The organism is Geopsychrobacter electrodiphilus DSM 16401, assembly GCF_000384395.1.
Taxonomy (GTDB): Bacteria; Desulfobacterota; Desulfuromonadia; order Desulfuromonadales; family Geopsychrobacteraceae; genus Geopsychrobacter; species Geopsychrobacter electrodiphilus.
On the sequence record NZ_ARWE01000001.1, the window covers coordinates 139,668 to 157,712 of the forward strand.

An 18,045-nucleotide genomic window follows, 5' to 3' on the forward strand; every position below is an offset into this window, starting at 1 on the left:
CGCTGGAAATCGACAGGTTGCAAATGCGCTCAATTAAATGGGGGTGCTCATCAGGACCTCTTTCACCAGATCCTCCAATGCACCGAGATTGTAGGGTTTCGCGGCTATACCCTTGAATCCGTAGTCGCGATAATTCGCCATGACCGGATCATCGGCATATCCACTGGAAACAATGGCTTTGGCTTGTGGGTGAAGCGCCAGAATCTGTCTGACGACGTCTTTTCCACCAATACCGCCAGGGATGGTCAGATCCAGGATTACCAGGTCAAACGGCATCCCGGCATCCAATGTCTGGCGAAAGCGGTCGAGCGCCAGGGCGCCGTTCGCGACGGTCTCAACTTTGTATCCGATATCTTCCAACAAATCTTTGACGATGTCACAAATCGCCTGTTCATCATCCATGACGAGGATCCTTGCGGCCTGCGGCCAGGGCTCGGCGACCTCGGCGACAGGCTGTATCGGGAGCGCCTGAATTTCAGCCGCCGGCAGATAGATGCTGAAGGTCGTTCCCTGTCCAGGTTGTGAAGCAACACTGATGTGACCGCCATGTTTTTGAATAATTGAATAGACTGTGGCTAACCCGAGTCCGGTCCCTGTTTGTTTGGTGGTGAAATAGGGATCGAAAATGTGCTCAAGGTGCTCTGGCTTGATCCCGGCGCCGCTATCCGTCAGCGAAATCAGGAGATAGTTTCCTCCGGCCAGCCCCTGCAGCTGGTTGTCATGAATTGCGGTATTTTCGAGGGTGATCTGCAGTTCTCCGCCTTCAGGCATGGCTTGTTTGGCATTGATTGTCAGGTTTCCGAATACTTGCTGGATCTGGCCCTGGTCGACACAGGCCAACCACAGGTCGTCCGGGTGGGATATCACCGGCTTGACGTTGCTGCCGGACAGATTGAAAGGGATAACCTGTTCGATCAGTCTGCTCAGATTCAGGGTCTCTTTGATCGGCGCGCCGCCCTTTGAAAAGGTGAGCAACTGATTGGTCAGGGCGGTCGCCCGATTCCTTGAGTTTTCGGCGGCTTCGAGATAGCGGAGGCTGGGGTGGTCAGGCAGGGTCCTGGTCAACCTGTCTTTGGCCAAAGAGAGATTGCCGTAGAGTCCGGCCAGAATGTTATTGAAATCATGGGCGAGTCCGCCAGCCAGAAGCCCTAAACTTTCGAGTTTTTGCGCCTGCTGAAACGTTTCTTCTGCTTCCCGTTGTGTCTTTTGGGCCTGAATTTGTTCTGTCATGTCACGCGTAATTGAGAGGATACAGGCTTCGCCATTGATGTCCATGACGCGCGCCGACATCTGCCCGAAGATGATTCGTCCATCCTTGCTCCGAAAAGGTGCCTCAAAGCCGGTTACCTCCCCGGACTTTTTCAGCTTCTCGACAAGCAGTTGACGGTCTTCAGGTTGGTACCAGATATCGAGATCATCCGGTAGAGAGCTGTGCCCGATCACGTCTTCTTCGGTCCAGCCAATGATGCTGGTGAATCCCTGGTTGATGGCAAGATAGGTACCGTCCGACAGACGGTTGATATTGACCGAATCAGGACTCAGCATAAAGGCGCGTGAAAATTTCTCTTCAGACTGGCGCAGGGCAAGTTCAATCTCCTTGCGCGCGCTGACATCGCGCATAAAGGTATGGAAGGTCCCGTCCGGCAAAAGTCGACTATTCATTTCAACTGTTACTTTAGTGCCATCCTTACGTACAAGCAGGCGTTCGGTTTTAACCGTCAATCCCTGAAGAAGAAGGTCATAACGCAGGGGCGCCTGTTGAAGTCCTGAGCCACAAAAGAGTGTGCCGATATTACGACCTGTCAACTCTGAACGGGTAAATCCGCATAAATCGCTAGCAGCCTGATTGGTATAGGTTATATCCCCTTGAAGATCACCGAGAAAAATCGCGTCAGCGGCATTCTCGACCAGATCTTCAAGTCGTTTGAGGCGGGAGGATAAGTCCTGGGGATGATGTTCTGGTTGTTGTTTTTCATCAGGCATCATTGACTCACTCTCTGGTCATTACGGATATGTTCATTCCAATGTGGACTGATCTCTATTTCGGTGAGCAGGTCAACCTATAATCCCCAGCGCCTCGCTTAGTTTCTGTGCGATCCCGATCAAGGTCAGCTGACCGTTTATTGAGCGTGGAAGCGGAAAATCGAAATATGCCATATGTCATGGTGATTCAGGATGGTACCCAGAGTTTTGTTGATTTTTTATGTTGTACTGACTTGGATTTTATCTAGCTTTGTCTTAAAAATCCAGTTTTTGGCTCACCGCAGCCAGCGGATCAGGCCGTTTGCTTTTTTTGTAGCGCGTGTCTGATTGAGTGTGACCAGTCGCGGCAGAATCTCCTCATCGCCCAGCTCGACCGACCAGCCGGAAGCCGCCGCCGTGTCAAGTTCGTCGTGCAGCAGGGATTTAAAATCTCTATTTTCTCACCGGTAAACCTTTTCGACATCGGGTTCGTCTAAAAGGTAAAGGCAGGTAGAGGTCAGTTTCTTAAATGAGTGCTGTGCCTTTAGGGGACAGTAGAAAGGGAGGCTTTATGAAAAGGCTGAATTCGGCGAAAAGGTTTTCAGGTGGGAGTTTGACCGGTCTGGTCGTTTTGGCTCTGGGGATCTTGCTGCTTCTACCGGTGTCTGTGCTTGCAGGGAGAGGTGGCGGCCAAGGAAGTGGCGGCAATAGTGGCGGATCTGGTGCACAAGGGGGGCATGGATATGGCACTATGACCATGGAGCGCACCATGAATCAGGAGCGCACCAGAGAAATGAACATGAATCAGACCCTGGACCAAGCTCGGGATCAGGATCAGGATCAGGATAAACTTCAGGACCGTGATCGTGACCAGCTGAGAGATAAAGACAGCGATCAAGACCAGGATCAGGATCGTGACCGGGATCGTGACCGGATCGATCAATAAGTCAGGGAGTGTTCCCGTCCTGCTTCGTTGAAATTTTGTGGATAATGTGGATGAATGGCCAGCCTGATTTTATGGGCTGGCCATTTTTGCGGGTCTGTCAGGAGGAGTGTAGCCAGAATATCAATCAGAACCAGAATGTTTATCTCCCTCGCAACACCTGCTCCTGCGGCGGTGTAGCTATCCACCTCCCAGCGAGTTGCTGCTATAATTACTCCTTCAGCCTGAGCACTTCTTTATTCAGAGGGGCTTTGCGGTATGACTATCCCGAACGGTATCGACAACATGTTCCCGGCGTTGGATGACAGCCCGACGCAATTCAGTTTAGCGCAGCCGGTTGAGTAGCCTGAGTATCTGATCGATGGGGAACTTCTCGATTTGAACCTTTGGTGCTGTCAAGGAGATCACGCATAACAAGCAGATTCTCAGCCAGATCTCTTGCGAGCACCCTTCTAATTCTCTCTCAACAGATTTTATCCTCTAACCCAGGGAGAAGGGCTATGAGTAGACTGATCGACACTAATGCACAAGATTGGCAACCGGTCCGGCCTGAACTGACCCGGGGGGTGGGCGGCAAGTTGCTGCTCGACGGCGCGATGCGGATGGTTTTAACCCGGGTTGTCCCGGGCGGAAACTTTCCGCCGCATCGTGATGCTTACGGGCATCTGTTCCATTTCTTGTCCGGCGCCGGAACGGTTATAATCGGTGATAAGCGGATTGTTGTCGGTGAGGGGATCTGCCTGCAGATTGACGCCGGGGAGCTGCACGGCTATGAGAACAATGGGTCCGAAGATCTGCTGTTGATTTCGGTCAACCGGGAAAATAGCTAAATCTGGCAGGATGTCAGCGTTATTTAGTGGTTAGGCCCATTGGTTAAATGACCCCGCAGGGCCGACCGATGAAGAGCTGGATTCTTGCTATCTCGGAGAAGATCGGCTATTAAAGTGCAGAACAGTTTTTTAAAGATTTGCGTTTCGGAGGTTTGAGAATGCTTGGCATTGAAGAGATTGGATATTACATCCCGGCCGGGAGAATTTCCAACTATGGGCGAAAAGAACAGTACGGTATCGACGACAACTTCATCGAAAACAAGATCGGCGTCAAACAGGTTGCGCTGAAAGGTACGGACGAGGAGACCTCGGATCTCTGCATCAAGGCCTTTGAGGCCCTCTGTGCCAAACAGGAGGTCGACTGCAGCGACATTGAGGCGTTGGTGGTGGTCACCCAGAATCCGGATCAGAATATTCCGCATGTGTCGGCGATGGTCCACGGTGCCCTTGATCTTCCTGGTGCCTGCGCCTGCTTTGATATTTCCCTTGGCTGCTCCGGCTTCGTCTATGCGCTCGCGGTTTTTCAGGCTTTCATGACCGCCAACGACATGAAGAAGGGCCTGCTTTTTACTGCCGATCCCTACTCCAAGGTGGTCGATCCGAACGATAAGAACACCTCGCTGCTGTTTGGCGATGCGGCGGCGGTGACCCTGGTTTCCGACAGCCCCAGTCTGGTGCCGGGCAAGTTCACCTTCGGCACGGCTGGGGTCGAACACCAGAAGTTGATGAATATCGGCGGAAGTCTGTTTATGAACGGGCGCGCCGTGTTCAACTTTTCGGCCAAGACCGTGCCCGGAGATATCCGTCTGATGGCCGACAAAAATGGCATCGCCCTTGAAGAGATTGACCTGTTCCTGCTGCATCAGGGGAGCAAGATCATTGTCGAGACGATTGCAGATAAATTGGAGATCCCTCGGGAGAAGGTCCCCTATCGGACCTACGACTACGGCAACACCATCTCATCGAGTATCCCGATTCTGCTCGCTGACGAATTGCATGGCGCGGCGAAAACCATCGCCATCTGTGGCTTTGGCGTCGGCCTGTCCTGGGCGAGCGGTCTGTTGACGCGCGTCTAACCAGTCAAGTTGCTGGCGCCTTATTCAGCGCCACACATGAACTGGACTTACAGAACTAATAAAAGGCCCAATTACGTTTAGTAGTTGGGCCTTTCCCTTTCCCCCTGTTTAATCTTCCGAGCAAACGACATCAGGTAATTTATCATAATGATATGTATCTGATTTTCCCGGGGCTGATTTACGCCCAACCCATGGTTACTAAGGAGCGGCTATCGGAACTCATGATTTCTCAAAATGAGATCTATTATCGATTTGATACACATTTAGGCAGCCAAACGCCGAAGGTTTTGCCAAATAATTAATTTAAGTAATTGATTTTATTGATTTTTATTCTTTTGGTGTAAATATTGTATTGCGATAACTATTGTTGTTAATAAGATTTTCCTGCGAACTTTTTTAAATATTTACTATCCTCCGTAAGGATCTGATATGAAAATCCAAGCACTTAGAGATGGCAAACTGTTCCGAGAGCAATGTTATATCAATGGACACTGGACCAATGCTGATCGGGACGAAACGATCAGCGTCGACAACCCCGCAACCCAGGAAATTATCGGCACCGTGCCCAGGATGGGTGCGGGTGAAACAACAAAGGCTATTGCTGCGGCTAATATTGCGTTCGGACTCTGGCGCAAAAAGACCGCCGAAGAGCGTGGAAACATCTTGTATCGCTGGTACGAGCTCATGCTGGCCCATCAAGATGATCTGGGTTGCATCCTGACGATGGAGCAAGGAAAACCCCTCGCCGAAGCGAAGGGGGAGATCCTGTATGCCGCTTCGTTTATCAAGTGGTTTGCCGAGGAGAGTCGCCGTGCGTATGGGGACACCATCCCCGGTGCAAAACCCGGTCAACATATCCTGGTGATCAAGCAGCCCGTCGGAGTCACTGCGGCCATTACTCCCTGGAATTTTCCCTCCTCAATGATCACGCGCAAGGCGGGGGCGGCACTGGCCGCCGGTTGTACGATGATTGTCAAGCCTGCCTCGGCGACGCCTTTTTCGGCGTTAGCCCTCGCTGAGTTGGGGGAAAGAGCTGGACTTCCGCCCGGTGTATTTAATGTTATCACCGGGAGTGCCGGAGCCATCGCCGACGCGCTGACCACCAGTGAGATCGTGCGCAAAATCAGTTTTACCGGATCGACCGAAATCGGCAGCAAATTGATGTCCCAATGTGCCCAACACCTCCAGAAGGTCTCCCTTGAGTTGGGCGGGAATGCGCCGTTTCTGGTTTTTGATGATGCCGATCTGGATAAAGCGGTTGAAGGGGCCATGGTCTCGAAGTTTCGCAACACTGGTCAAACCTGTGTCTGTGTTAACCGGTTTTTGGTGCAGGAGACGGTTCACGACGCCTTTGTTTCCAAGCTCAAGGCAGCCATCGACAAACTGAAAGTTGGCGATGGGTTCGAGCCCGGCATCGAGCAGTCGGCCTTGATCAATCGCTCTGCTGCAGAAAAAGTGTCAGCCCATGTTCAGGATGCCGTTGCCAAGGGCGCGTGCATTGTGACTGGCGGTAAACCTCACCAGCGCGGTGGAGCCTTTGTGCAGCCCACGCTTATAACCGGCGTCAAGCCGAACATGCAGTTATGTCAGGAGGAGACTTTTGGCCCTCTTGCCGCCGTCATGAGTTTCAAGACCGAAGAGGAGGCGATCCTGCTGGCCAACGATACCCCCTATGGACTGGCGGCTTATTTCTATAGCCGCAACATCCACCGGATCTGGCGGGTGGCCGAAGGGATTGAGGCTGGCATGATCGGCATCAACGAAGGACTGATCTCTAACGTTGTCGCACCGTTCGGCGGCGTCAAGGAATCGGGTCTGGGCCGCGAAGGCTCCAAGTACGGGCTCGAAGAATTTATGGAAATAAAATACCTGTGTATGGGGGCGGAATAGGTTCAGAGATGACGCTAAATCAAACCTGACTCCTTGATACCGAAACCAACCTCGGGATTAGAGGACCAAGCTGGAGTTTTAAATGAGTAATGGAAAAAACTGGCAGATCGTGGTCATTCCCGGGGACGGTATAGGTCACGAGGTTATGGTGGCAACCCTTGCTGTCCTTGATGTCCTGCGTGCGGATAAAATCCTTGATCTGACCTGGAAAGAACTGCCTTGGCCGAGCACGGCCTGGCATCGTCAATACGGCGAAATGATGCCGGCCGATGGCTTGCAGCAGCTCAGACAATATGATGCGATTCTGCTTGGCGCTCTGGGTGATCCAGGCCCGAAAAGCGATCCCAACCGCTACGTCGTTACGGATGGGATTTCTCTGGCGCCACTGCTGGAAATCCGCAAAGGCTTCGATCTCTGGGCCTGTGAAAGACCGGCCCGTCTGCTTGAGGGTGCTCGGCAGTATCTGGCCGATCCGCGCGCCAGGGAAGTCGACATGTTGGTGATTCGCGAAAACAGCGAGGGGGAATACGTCAATCAGGGCGGACGTCTGCATTGTGGGACGCCCTTTGAGATCGCCACGCAGGTGGAGGTGTTCTCCCGTCACGCCACCGAGCGGTTGATTCGTCATGCCTTCCATCGGGCGCAGCAGCGTCTGGAAGAGCGCCGTCTGGGTCAAAGGGCCATGCGCCAATTCTCTGATGATCGTGGTGGTCAATCCCAGGCTCAGGTCTGTCTGGTGACCAAGCGCAATGCTCTGCCCCACTGGGGCGAGCTCTATTGTGAGGTTTTTGCCGAGATTGCGCCTGAGTTCCCGGAGATTGGCCTGCATCATGAGCTGGTTGATGCGGCCTGTATGAAATTCGTCCAGTGCCCCTGGCAGTTTGATGTGGTAGTCGCCAGCAACCTGCAGGGCGATATCCTGACTGACCTCGCGGCCGTTCTTTCTGGAGGGATGGGGGTCGCTTCCTCTTGCAACATCAACCCGGATGACCACAGCATGCCGGCCATGTTCGAGCCAACCCACGGCAGCGCGCCGGACATTGCTGGCGAGGATAAGGCCGACCCGCGTGCCATGATTCTGACCGCGGCGAATATGCTCGACTGGATGGGAACAGAGGACCGCGCCGCCGCCGCCGCCGCGCAGCAACTGCGTCAGGCCGTAGCCCAAGACCTGGCCGCGAACCATGAGTCCGAGCGGAGCACATCCGAAACCGGGCGCGCGATCATGAAAATTCTACAGAGCTCATAAGTGACTGTGGTCTGTCATTGCGGGGGAGTCTCGCTCAAAGTTTCTCTGGCAGGTGAAGACTTTGTCGCGTCGGCCTTAGGCCCAAAAACTTGATAATAAAAGCAGGTATCCCCGGGAGGTGGTATTGAAATCGGTACTCAGAGAGATTCAGGACACTGTCATCAAATATGCCAGTATCATCTCTCAGGTGATCAATGTTGACGTGGATATTATCGACAAAGAGTTTTGTCGGATTGCCGGGACCGGCTCCTACCAGGCCAGAATCAACGAAGATATGTCCGTTGAAGGGTATATCTACCGCGAAGCGATTGCGACCGGGCAGACGCTGGTAATTCATGATCCAACCGTCAATCAGCTCTGCTCCCCCTGCCCCAGGAAGTCGGCCTGTACTGAAAAGTTCCAGATCTGTAAGCCGATCACATTAGGCCAGGAGACCATTGGTGTGATCGCCCTGGTCTGCTTCACCGAGGAGCAGAAGGCCCATCTGCTTGATCGCTATGATGTCTATCTGGCCTTTCTCGATCAGATCGCTGAGTTCATCTCGACCAAGGCCTACGAAAACAAGGAACATCAGCGCACCGAATTGATGATCAGGCTGATGGAGCAGGTGGTCAATAAAACCGAGATGGGCGTCATCGTCATCGATCATGAAGATACGATCATCAAGGTCAATGGCAACGCCTTGCAACAACTGGGGTCTTCGGAAGACTGTCTCAATCAGAAGATTCTGATCCAGGCGACCGGTGACAATATCGGTGAGGCTGAAGAATTCAAGGTGGCTATCGGGCGGGAGGAATATTTCCTTTTCGGCAGCATGCTGCAGGTCGATTTCGATCTAGAGGAGTATGCCAAGATCCTGGTCTTTCACGACATAAAAACGGTCAAATCCAGAATCTACGAACTCACCCAGGTCGGTGAAAATGTGCACATCGGCGACATTCTGGGGCACTCCAGCGTGGTCCAGGAGCTGAAAGAAAAAGTCCGCAAGATCTCCACCTCCACCTCCACGGTGCTTATTCGCGGTGAGAGCGGCACCGGTAAGGAGCTGTTCGCCCGTGCGATTCACCGCGAGAGTGACCGCCGGAACGAACCCTTCGTCGCGGTCAACTGCGGCTCCATCCCCGATACGCTCATGGAGAGCGAACTCTTCGGCTATATCAAGGGGGCCTTTACCGGTGCCGATCCCAAGGGGCGCATCGGCAAATTCGAACTGGCGCACAAGGGCACCCTGTTTCTCGATGAAATCGGCGACATGCCGCTGTATGTACAGGTCAAGCTGCTCAGAGTTCTGCAGGAACGACAGATCACCCGCCTCGGTTCCAACAACCTGATTGATGTGGATGTGCGGGTCATCGCCGCCACCCACAAAGATCTCGCCGAAATGATTCAGGAGCAGACTTTTCGCGAAGATCTGTTCTACCGTCTGAACGTCGTCCCGCTTGAGATCCCGCCGCTGCGCGAGCGGAAAACCGACATCGAACCGCTGGCCTACCACTTCATCAAAAAGTATTCACAGCTGTTCGGCAAGCACTTCAAACGGCTCGACCCCGAAGTGATGGAGAGCCTGTTGGCCTATGACTGGCCGGGGAACGTGCGGGAGATGGAGAACGTGATTGAATTCATGATCAACATGATGGAGCCGGACGGCCTGCTGGCTAAGAAGCTGTTGCCTAAAGGGATCCTCCGCCAGCTGCAACAACCCGCCCCGACCGCCGGCCCGACTCAGGTGCGCCCGATCCGGGCCCTGGAAATCGAAGCGATTGCCAAGGCGTTGGAGATTTACGGCACCAGTTCGCAGGGGAAAAAGCTGGCGGCCAAGAAGCTGGGGATCGGAATTGCGACCCTCTACCGCAAGCTCGAAATCAACAATTTATCTAATTGAGATAGCGTACTCACATAAGTTGCCCGTGGGGCTTACAGCATTGAGGAGACTAAACTGTTCCTCGCAGAGGAGGATTCTATGTATGGATTTTTTGGCCGGATGTTAGTGGCCGATGCAAGCAGTCGGACCTGTCACGTGGAAGCGATCTCTGAAGAGTTGTACCGCAAATATTTGGGCGGGAAAGGGGTCGGGACGCACCTGCTGATGGAGCACGCGCCGGTGGGTGTCGACCCGCTTTCGCCGGAGAATCCCCTCATCTTCTCCCTCGGCCCAATTACCGATACCAAGATCTGGGGCGGCTGCCGTTTCGGGGTGCACACCAAGAGCCCCCAAACCGGCTTTTACGCCGAATCCTACTCCGGGGGCAAGCTCGCTGAGAAGATGTCGCGCACCGGCTTTGACTTTTTCATGCTCACCGGGGCCGCGACCAGTCCCGTCTATCTGGAGGTCACCGAAGAGGGCGGCCAGTTCCATTCGGCCGAGGATCTCTGGGGCCTTGAGACTTACGCGACTGAAGATGCATTAATGGCAAAGCACGGTGGTAAAGCCAAGTGCGGCGCGGCGGTGATTGGTCCGGCGGGGGAAAATCTGGTCCCCTTCTCCATCATCGCCAACGACTACTGGCGCTGCGCGGGCCGCACCGGAACCGGCGCGGTGATGGGCTCAAAAAAGATCAAGGGCCTGGTGTTTGTTGCCGGGCAGGCCAAGCGCCCGGTGGCCGATCCGCAGGGCGTTGAGGCCTTCGCCAAAAAAACGCTCGCCGAGACCCGGGATCTGCCCGCAACCCAGAACTACAAACGCTGGGGAACGCCGCAGATGGTGAGCGTCATGAACGAAATAGGGACACTCCCAACCCGCTACTGGCACAATGGCAAGTTCTCTGAGCATCAGCAGATCAACGGTCAGACCATGGCAGCGCGCGGAGCCCGGCCGAAGGCCTGTGCCCGTTGTTACATCGCCTGTGGCAAGCTGATGACATTTGAGGAGGGGCCCTACGCTGGACTCAGCATCGAGGGACCGGAATTTGAGACAATTATGTCTTTGGGCAGCCTGTGTCTGATCGACTCCCTCGATGCCATTGCGCATCTTAACGACCTCTGCGACAGACTAGGGATGGACACCATCTCTGCGGGGAACCTGATCGCCATGGCGATGGACGGATCGACTCGCGGGCTGACTCCCGAAGCGATCGCCTACGGTGATGTCGACGGGGTAACCAATCTGCTCAAGCAGATGGCGGCGCGGACCGGTATGGGGGCCATTTTGGCCCAGGGGAGTCGCGCCGCGGCGGCGGAATGGGGGATGGCGGATGCGGTTATCCACGTCAAGAATCTCGAACCTGCCGCCTATGATCCCCGGGCCCTCAAGGGGATGGGTCTTGCCTATGCCACTTCTCCGCGTGGAGCCTGTCATATGCGCGCCACCATTTACAAATCAGAGGTGAGCGGCAAAATGCCGCCGGCGCAGATTGAGGGGAAAGCACTTGAAATGATCGACTACGAGGATCGGCTGATCCTGCATGACACCTTTGTTCTCTGTCGCTTCTATCGCGATTTTTACTTATGGCCGGAACTGACCAAAATCATTCAACTCACGACCGGATTTGATATGAACGAGGCCGAAGTTCGGGAAACGTCCCGACGCGTGGCCGACCTGGTGCGCAACTTCAATCTCCGTGAAGGCCTGATCAAGGAGGACGACTGGCTCCCTGAGCGTTTCTTTGATGAGCCTCTGCCTGAAACCGGTGCAAGCATCACGCGCGAGGAGTTGGCAAAAATGCGCAGCGACTATTATTATGAACGAGGCTGGAACGAGGAAGGGGTGCCCCGTTCGTGAGTTCAGTTTCCCCGAAACACTTCAGAAATTCAGAGCAACGTTTCAGCACTTCTGTGAAGGCCTGCGGTCACCTGCTCTTGTCTGCGTCTAACGTTGCGACTTAACTTCCCGCTGGCAACAGCAGCAGCCCGCATGCTGTGCAGATTAGATAGGGTGCTGAATAGTTACTTATTTCTGGAATCGTTGTTTGAGCTCTTTGGCAGAGTACGCAGGAATTTGAGCCATGCGGATCACGATCAAACTTATTGCCTCACTGGGGGGTGATCGATCAAGCGAGCAAGTTCGTACTTATCCTTCAGGGACACGTATCTGTCAGGTGATTGAAGAGCTGGCTCTGCCTGAGGGTCATTTTGGCATGGCTGTTCTCAACGGTTGTTATGCCGACCTGGAGACCGTCCTGAGCCCTGGGGACGTCTTGTCTCTGTTGCCGCAGGTCGGAGGTGGTTAAGGTGGCCCTGCTTTCTGGCGCTTGTGGCGTTTCTCTGTCTCTAGCCCACCTCTTCGTCAGGTTTCGCTTAACGTTTGGCGACTCCGGGCTTTCTACACCATAGATTGGGTCTTAATTCGACTTCCAAAACACCGTATGCTAGAGATAAACAGAACGTCGCGGAATTCGGAGGTATTTGATGCCAACTATCTTGAAAGAGATCCAGGACACTGTTATCAAATATGCGAGTATCATCTCTCAGGTGATCGATGTTGACGTGGATATCATCGACAAAGAGTTTTGTCGCATTGCCGGGACCGGTTCCTACCAGGCGAGAATCAACGAAGATATGTCGGTTGAAGGGTTTATCTACCGGGAAGCGATTGCTACCGGACAGACCCAGATTATTCATGATCCAACGGTTAACCGGATTTGCCTCCCCTGCCCCAGGAAGTCGGCCTGTACTGAAAAGTTCCAGATCTGTAAGCCGATCACATTAGGCCAGGAGACCATTGGTGTGATCGCCCTGGTCTGCTTCACCGAGGAGCAGAAGGCCCATCTGCTTGATCGCTATGATGTCTATCTGGCCTTTCTCGATCAGATCGCTGAGTTCATCTCGACCAAGGCCTACGAAAACAAGGAACATCAGCGCACCGAATTGATGATCAGGCTGATGGAGCAGGTGGTCAATAAAACCGAGATGGGCGTCATCGTCATCGATCATGAAGATACGATCATCAAGGTCAATGGCAACGCCTTGCAACAACTGGGGTCTTCGGAAGACTGTCTCAATCAGAAGATTCTGATCCAGGCGACCGGTGACAATATCGGTGAGGCTGAAGAATTCAAGGTGGCTATCGGGCGGGAGGAATATTTCCTTTTCGGCAGCATGCTGCAGGTCGATTTCGATCTGGAGGAGTATGCCAAGATCCTGGTCTTTCACGACATAAAAACGGTCAAATCCAGAATCTACGAACTCACCCAGGTCGGTGAAAATGTGCACATCGGCGACATCCTGGGGCACTCCAGCGTGGTCCAGGAGCTGAAAGAAAAAGTCCGCAAGATCTCCACCTCCACCTCCACGGTGCTTATTCGCGGTGAGAGCGGCACCGGTAAGGAGCTGTTCGCCCGTGCGATTCACCGCGAGAGTGACCGCCGGAACGAACCCTTCGTCGCGGTCAACTGCGGCTCCATCCCCGATACGCTCATGGAGAGCGAACTCTTCGGCTATATCAAGGGGGCTTTTACCGGCGCCGATCCCAAGGGGCGCATCGGCAAATTCGAACTGGCGCACAAGGGCACCCTGTTTCTCGATGAAATCGGCGACATGCCGCTGTATGTACAGGTCAAGCTGCTCAGAGTTCTGCAGGAACGACAGATCACCCGCCTCGGTTCCAACAACCTGATTGATGTGGATGTGCGGGTCATCGCCGCCACCCACAAAGATCTCGCCGAAATGATTCAGGAGCAGACTTTTCGCGAAGATCTGTTCTATCGTCTGAACGTCGTCCCGCTTGAGATCCCGCCGCTGCGCGAGCGGAAAACCGACATCGAACCGCTGGCCTACCACTTCATCAAAAAGTATTCACAGCTGTTCGGCAAGCACTTCAAACGGCTCGACCCCGAAGTGATGGAGAGCCTGTTGGCCTATGACTGGCCGGGGAACGTGCGGGAGATGGAGAACGTGATTGAATTCATGATCAACATGATGGAGCCGGACGGCCTGCTGGCCAAGAAACTGTTGCCTAAAGGGATCCTCCGCCAGCTGCAACAACCCGCCCCGACCGCCGGCCCGACTCAGGTACGCCCGATCCGGGCCCTGGAACTCGAGGCGATTGCCAAGGCGTTGGAGATTTACGGCACCAGTTCGCAGGGGAAAAAGCTGGCGGCTCAGAAGCTGGGGATCGGGATAGCGACCCTCTACCGCAAGCTCGAAAGCAATAATTTATCAAATTGAGACGACCTTTCCATTAATCACGCCCCACAGTCGCTACAGACGGGACACCTTGGCCCCATAAGCCCCTATCAAAATGATATCAATTATCATCTTGATAGGGGCTTTTCTCGTTAATTCCTGCGCTGTATTCAGAAAAAGTGCGCAAAATACTGTTTTAATTACTCTTTTAATCCTTGGCATAAGGATTGAAGTAATGATCCTGAACGGAGACAATTTGAGTGGAAGAATATAGCTAAAATCTAATGGTTCCAGTTGTATTTACACAATTCAATCATTGAGATTTATAAATCTAACACCGGTTTACAGCAATCCAGGTGCTGCACTGGCCGGAGCAGCAAAACCACATAAGGAGCATTTATCCATGAGTCATCTATCCCCGCTATTGAAACAGTCGAGCTCCCTTTTTGCCGAACGTGGCCAGGGCTCCTTCCTTTACGATGCGGATGGCAGGGCCTTCCTCGACTTTACCTCGGGAATCGGTGTTACCAGCACCGGGCATTGCCATCCCAAGGTTGTCGCTGCGGCACAAAAGCAGGTTGCCACCTTGATCCATGCGCAATACACCACCATCCTGAATCCACGCCTGGTGGATTTGACCGACAGGCTCTACGCCCATCTTCCTGAGCATCTCGATTCCATCGCCTTCGCCAACGCGGGCACCGAATCGGTTGAAGCTGCACTGCGTTTGGCGCGGCATGCGACCAAACGCGCTAACATTATTGCTTTCAGTGGCGGCTTCCACGGCCGGACCATGGCTTCGGCCTCGATTACTACCTCAACCACTAAAATCCGGACCGGCTATCACCCCATGATGGCTGGCGTTGTCATTGCGCCCTTTCCGCATGCCTACCGCTACGGTTGGGATGAGGCGCGGACCACCGAGTTCTGTCTGCGCGAACTGGATCATATTCTCCTGACCCAGACCGCCCCCGAAGACACCGCCGCAATGATCATCGAGCCGGTCCAGGGTGAGTACGGTTACTACCCCGTGACCAGAGGGTTCCTTGAGGGGCTGCGGGAGCGCTGTGATCGGCATGGCATCCTGTTGATCTTCGATGAAATCCAGGCTGGATTCGGCCGGAGCGGCAAATTTTGGAGCCACCAGCACTTTTCCGCCAAACCCGACATCCTGATCACTGCCAAGGGGCTGGCCAGCGGCTTCCCCATCTCGGCCATTGCCGCCAATAAGGAGTTGATGGCCAAGGGCCTGCCCGGCTCGCAGGGCGGAACCTACGGCGCCAATGCGGTGGCCTGTGCCGCGGCACTGGCGACCATGGAGGTGATCGATGAAGAGGGGTTGGTTGAGAACGCGCGTAAAAGCGGGGAATACCTCAGGGAACGTCTCACCTCTTTGCAGAATCAACATGCCGAGATCGATGAAGTTCGGGGCATGGGTCTGATGCTGGGGATGGAGATTGTCGATAAAAACGGGGCTCCGTCAGGAGATCGCGCCGCGGCACTACTCAAGAACAGCGAGAAGCATGGGCTGTTGCTGCTGCGCTGCGGCATCCATGGTCAGGTGGTGCGCTGGCTCCCGCCCCTCATTGTCAGTAACAAAGAGATCGATGCGGCGGTCAGTAAGTTTGAGCTGGCTCTGGCCGAAGGCTTATAAGCGATGGCGAAAATCGAAAATCCTGAAATTCTGGTTTTGACCGCAGCTGACGAGGAGAATCTGCCTGGCCTTGAAACTCTGGCCGGAACGGCAAATATTTCCTATGCCCGAGACGAAGCATCATTGAAGGCGGGACTACTCGAGGCCGATATTCTGGTCGTTACCGACTTTCGTACCGAATCGCTGCGCAAGGTCTGGCCAAAGCAGCACCATATCAGTTGGCTACATGCCACGAGTGCCGGGGTGGATGCGCTGATGTTTCCTGAACTGGTGCAGAGTGACATTCAGGTGACCAACGCCCGCGGGGTATTTAATCGCGGCATCGCGGAATACGTCCTTGGCGCCATCCTGCTGTTTGCCAAAGATACCCTGAATAACCTGCGTTATCAGCGCGAGCATCAATGGCAGCACCGGGAAACCCAGCTGGTCCGCGACAGCGTGGCGTTGATTGTGGGGGCTGGCTCCATCGGCCGGGAGGTCGCGTCCCTCCTGCGCTGCCTCGGGATGCGGGTGCTCGGTACCGACCTGGTGGCACGTGAAGATGAGTATTTCGACGAAGTGCGGGCCAATGATGAACTCTGCGATCTGCTGCCTCAGGCGGATTACGTCATTATCAACGCGCCTCTGACCAGCCAGACACGAGGGCTTTTTTGTCGGGAAACCTTTGCCCGGATGAAATCGACGGCGCCGCTGATCAATGTCGGGCGCGGGCCGGTAGTCTGTACTGAAGATCTGGTTGAGGCCCTGAAAAACGGAGTGATTGCCGGGGCGGCGCTGGATGTTTTTGAAACCGAACCCCTGCCCAAAGATCATCCGCTGTGGGATCTGCCACAGGTGATGATCTCTGCCCATATGTCCGGCGACTTCGTCGGCTGGCGGCGTGCGCTGGGGGAGCAATTTGTCGAGAATTTCCGCCGGCGACAGGCAGGAGAAGGTCTGTTTAATCTGGTGGAAAAGACAGCTGCAACCTAGTTCTTCTCGGATAGGTTTTAAGATTTTTTTGTACAACTTTGTAAGCTATTTAGAACCCGTCACAAAAGTGCTGAATAGGTATACGACTTTTAACTATAGATAAGGATCACTTATGTCAGAACAAAGCGTTTTTCAGGTTGCTCTAAATACCCTCAACGAAGCTGGCCGTTTGGGGAATATCGATCCCGGGGTCATGACGATCCTCCAGGCGCCGAAGCGCATTTTTCACTTTCGGATTCCAATTAAACTCGATAACGGCACGGTGCAGGTTTTTCAGGCCTATCGGGTCCACTATTCGGACGCCGTGGGTCCGTTTCGTAACGGGACCAGAATTCGGCCCAAGCTCAGTCTGGATGAAGTCCAGGCCCTGGGGATCTTCATGACCATCAAGCACTGCGTCGGGGGAATTCCAGCGGGGGGCGCCAAGGGCGGGATCAGGGCCGACCTCAGCACCCTCTCCATCGGTGAACAGGAACGCTTGGTCAGGGCTTTCATCCGCAATCTGCATCCCAAAGGTCCTTGGGCCGACGTGCCTGGTGCCGACATCGGCACCGGCGAGCAGGCGATGGCCTGGATGCTCGATGAATATGAGCAGATAACCGGCGAACACTGCCCTGCTGCCATCAACGATAAACCCCCGGTTCTCGGCGGAACCCTGGGTGGTGAAGAAGCGACCGGGCGCGGGGTCTTTATTGTGCTGCAGGCTGCGGCCAAAGATTTCGGCATCGATCTCGCCGGGGCAGAGATTGCCGTCCAGGGGTTTGGCCAGGTCGGGTCGGTCGCTGCGTCCCTGCTGCATGGCATCGGCTGCCGGGTGGTTGCGGTCAGCGATGTCAATGGCGGGGTCTACAACAAGTCAGGTCTCGACATCCCTGCACTCAAACTTCATCTGGCCGCTACCGGTACGGTCCTCGATTTTCCCGGCGCCAAAAACATCACGAACGAAGAGCTGCTAACGACGCCGGTAGACATTCTGGTCCCGGCGGCTGTGCAAAACGTGATCAATGCCGACAACGCCGCCGAAATCAAGGCCAGACTCATTGTTGAAGGGGCAAACGGCCCGGTGACCACCGAGGCTGATGCCATCCTGATGGCGAAGGGGATCAAGCTCGTTCCCGATGTTGTGGCCAATAGCGGCGGTGCGATCGTCTGCCATTTTGAGCGGACGCAGGGGCTTTCAGATGAATACTGGGATCTGGAGCGGGTCAATGCCTCGCTCAATAAACGGATTATGGCTGCCTATACCAACTCCAGAGACAGGGCTGCCGCCGTTGGAACGGCCTCGATCCGGATCGGCGCCTGGATTGAAGCTTTAAAGAAAATCGAACTGGCGATGAAGCTCAGAGGCTGGGTCTAAGTCGCTAGGAGGCTGTCCAAGAATAAAGACCGAAGCGAAAATCCGGAAGTTT

At 54.4% G+C, this 18,045-nt stretch carries 13 protein-coding genes; 12 read left to right on the forward strand and 1 reads right to left on the reverse strand.

Annotated features, from left to right (window positions below; genetic code table 11):
- Nucleotides 1–33: 33 nt before the first annotated feature.
- A complete protein-coding gene (locus tag D888_RS20245; protein ID WP_020674592.1) occupies nucleotides 34–1,986 on the reverse strand; it encodes a hybrid sensor histidine kinase/response regulator in 1,953 nt (650 codons plus the stop codon).
- Nucleotides 1,987–2,533: 547 nt separating this feature from the next.
- Between D888_RS20245 and D888_RS24395 the strand changes: the two genes are divergently transcribed.
- The 12 genes from D888_RS24395 to D888_RS0100745 all read left to right on the forward strand — a co-directional run bounded on the left by D888_RS24395 (nucleotide 2,534) and on the right by D888_RS0100745 (nucleotide 17,993).
- On the forward strand, nucleotides 2,534–2,908 hold the full coding sequence (locus D888_RS24395; protein WP_020674593.1) for a hypothetical protein: 375 nt from the start codon (nucleotides 2,534–2,536) through the stop codon (nucleotides 2,906–2,908).
- A 497-nt stretch (nucleotides 2,909–3,405) separates the two neighbouring features.
- Nucleotides 3,406–3,735 carry a cupin domain-containing protein gene (locus D888_RS20255; RefSeq protein WP_020674595.1) on the forward strand — a complete coding sequence of 110 codons (330 nt, stop codon included), beginning with the start codon at nucleotides 3,406–3,408 and terminating at the stop codon, nucleotides 3,733–3,735.
- Between the two features lie 158 nt (nucleotides 3,736–3,893).
- Nucleotides 3,894–4,811 (forward strand): ketoacyl-ACP synthase III, encoded by a 918-nt coding sequence (locus tag D888_RS0100695; RefSeq protein WP_020674596.1) that lies wholly within the window; start codon nucleotides 3,894–3,896, stop codon nucleotides 4,809–4,811.
- Nucleotides 4,812–5,240: 429 nt separating this feature from the next.
- Nucleotides 5,241–6,701, forward strand: coding sequence for an NAD-dependent succinate-semialdehyde dehydrogenase (locus D888_RS0100700; RefSeq protein WP_020674597.1), 1,461 nt, complete (start codon nucleotides 5,241–5,243; stop codon nucleotides 6,699–6,701).
- Between the two features lie 82 nt (nucleotides 6,702–6,783).
- Nucleotides 6,784–7,950 carry an isocitrate/isopropylmalate dehydrogenase family protein gene (locus D888_RS0100705; protein ID WP_020674598.1) on the forward strand — a complete coding sequence of 389 codons (1,167 nt, stop codon included), beginning with the start codon at nucleotides 6,784–6,786 and terminating at the stop codon, nucleotides 7,948–7,950.
- A 124-nt stretch (nucleotides 7,951–8,074) separates the two neighbouring features.
- A complete protein-coding gene (locus tag D888_RS0100710) occupies nucleotides 8,075–9,832 on the forward strand; it encodes a sigma 54-interacting transcriptional regulator (protein ID WP_020674599.1) in 1,758 nt (585 codons plus the stop codon).
- Between the two features lie 78 nt (nucleotides 9,833–9,910).
- The gene (locus D888_RS0100715; protein ID WP_020674600.1) at nucleotides 9,911–11,668 is read left to right on the forward strand and encodes an aldehyde ferredoxin oxidoreductase family protein; all 1,758 of its coding nucleotides are present in this window, start codon (nucleotides 9,911–9,913) and stop codon (nucleotides 11,666–11,668) included.
- Between the two features lie 223 nt (nucleotides 11,669–11,891).
- On the forward strand, nucleotides 11,892–12,116 hold the full coding sequence (locus D888_RS0100720) for a MoaD/ThiS family protein (protein WP_020674601.1): 225 nt from the start codon (nucleotides 11,892–11,894) through the stop codon (nucleotides 12,114–12,116).
- A gap of 178 nt (nucleotides 12,117–12,294) precedes the next feature.
- Complete coding sequence (locus tag D888_RS0100725) at nucleotides 12,295–14,052, forward strand: sigma-54 interaction domain-containing protein (protein ID WP_020674602.1); 1,758 nt, start codon at nucleotides 12,295–12,297, stop codon at nucleotides 14,050–14,052.
- A gap of 361 nt (nucleotides 14,053–14,413) precedes the next feature.
- A complete protein-coding gene (locus tag D888_RS0100735) occupies nucleotides 14,414–15,664 on the forward strand; it encodes an aspartate aminotransferase family protein (protein WP_020674604.1) in 1,251 nt (416 codons plus the stop codon).
- Nucleotides 15,665–15,667: 3 nt separating this feature from the next.
- The gene (locus D888_RS0100740) at nucleotides 15,668–16,636 is read left to right on the forward strand and encodes a D-2-hydroxyacid dehydrogenase (protein ID WP_020674605.1); all 969 of its coding nucleotides are present in this window, start codon (nucleotides 15,668–15,670) and stop codon (nucleotides 16,634–16,636) included.
- Between the two features lie 112 nt (nucleotides 16,637–16,748).
- A complete protein-coding gene (locus tag D888_RS0100745) occupies nucleotides 16,749–17,993 on the forward strand; it encodes a Glu/Leu/Phe/Val family dehydrogenase (protein WP_020674606.1) in 1,245 nt (414 codons plus the stop codon).
- Nucleotides 17,994–18,045 lie beyond the last annotated feature (52 nt).

Excerpts from the sequence above, each read along its gene's own strand:
- D888_RS20245 (WP_020674592.1), bottom strand. The coding sequence starts at position 1,986 with ATGATGCCTGATGAAAAACAACAACCAGAACATCATCCCCAGGACTTA.
- D888_RS24395 (WP_020674593.1), top strand. The coding sequence starts at position 2,534 with ATGAAAAGGCTGAATTCGGCGAAAAGGTTTTCAGGTGGGAGTTTGACC.
- D888_RS20255 (WP_020674595.1), top strand. The coding sequence starts at position 3,406 with ATGAGTAGACTGATCGACACTAATGCACAAGATTGGCAACCGGTCCGG.
- D888_RS0100695 (WP_020674596.1), top strand. The coding sequence starts at position 3,894 with ATGCTTGGCATTGAAGAGATTGGATATTACATCCCGGCCGGGAGAATT.
- D888_RS0100700 (WP_020674597.1), top strand. The coding sequence starts at position 5,241 with ATGAAAATCCAAGCACTTAGAGATGGCAAACTGTTCCGAGAGCAATGT.
- D888_RS0100705 (WP_020674598.1), top strand. The coding sequence starts at position 6,784 with ATGAGTAATGGAAAAAACTGGCAGATCGTGGTCATTCCCGGGGACGGT.
- D888_RS0100715 (WP_020674600.1), top strand. The coding sequence starts at position 9,911 with ATGTATGGATTTTTTGGCCGGATGTTAGTGGCCGATGCAAGCAGTCGG.
- D888_RS0100720 (WP_020674601.1), top strand. The coding sequence starts at position 11,892 with ATGCGGATCACGATCAAACTTATTGCCTCACTGGGGGGTGATCGATCA.
- D888_RS0100725 (WP_020674602.1), top strand. The coding sequence starts at position 12,295 with ATGCCAACTATCTTGAAAGAGATCCAGGACACTGTTATCAAATATGCG.
- D888_RS0100735 (WP_020674604.1), top strand. The coding sequence starts at position 14,414 with ATGAGTCATCTATCCCCGCTATTGAAACAGTCGAGCTCCCTTTTTGCC.
- D888_RS0100740 (WP_020674605.1), top strand. The coding sequence starts at position 15,668 with ATGGCGAAAATCGAAAATCCTGAAATTCTGGTTTTGACCGCAGCTGAC.
- D888_RS0100745 (WP_020674606.1), top strand. The coding sequence starts at position 16,749 with ATGTCAGAACAAAGCGTTTTTCAGGTTGCTCTAAATACCCTCAACGAA.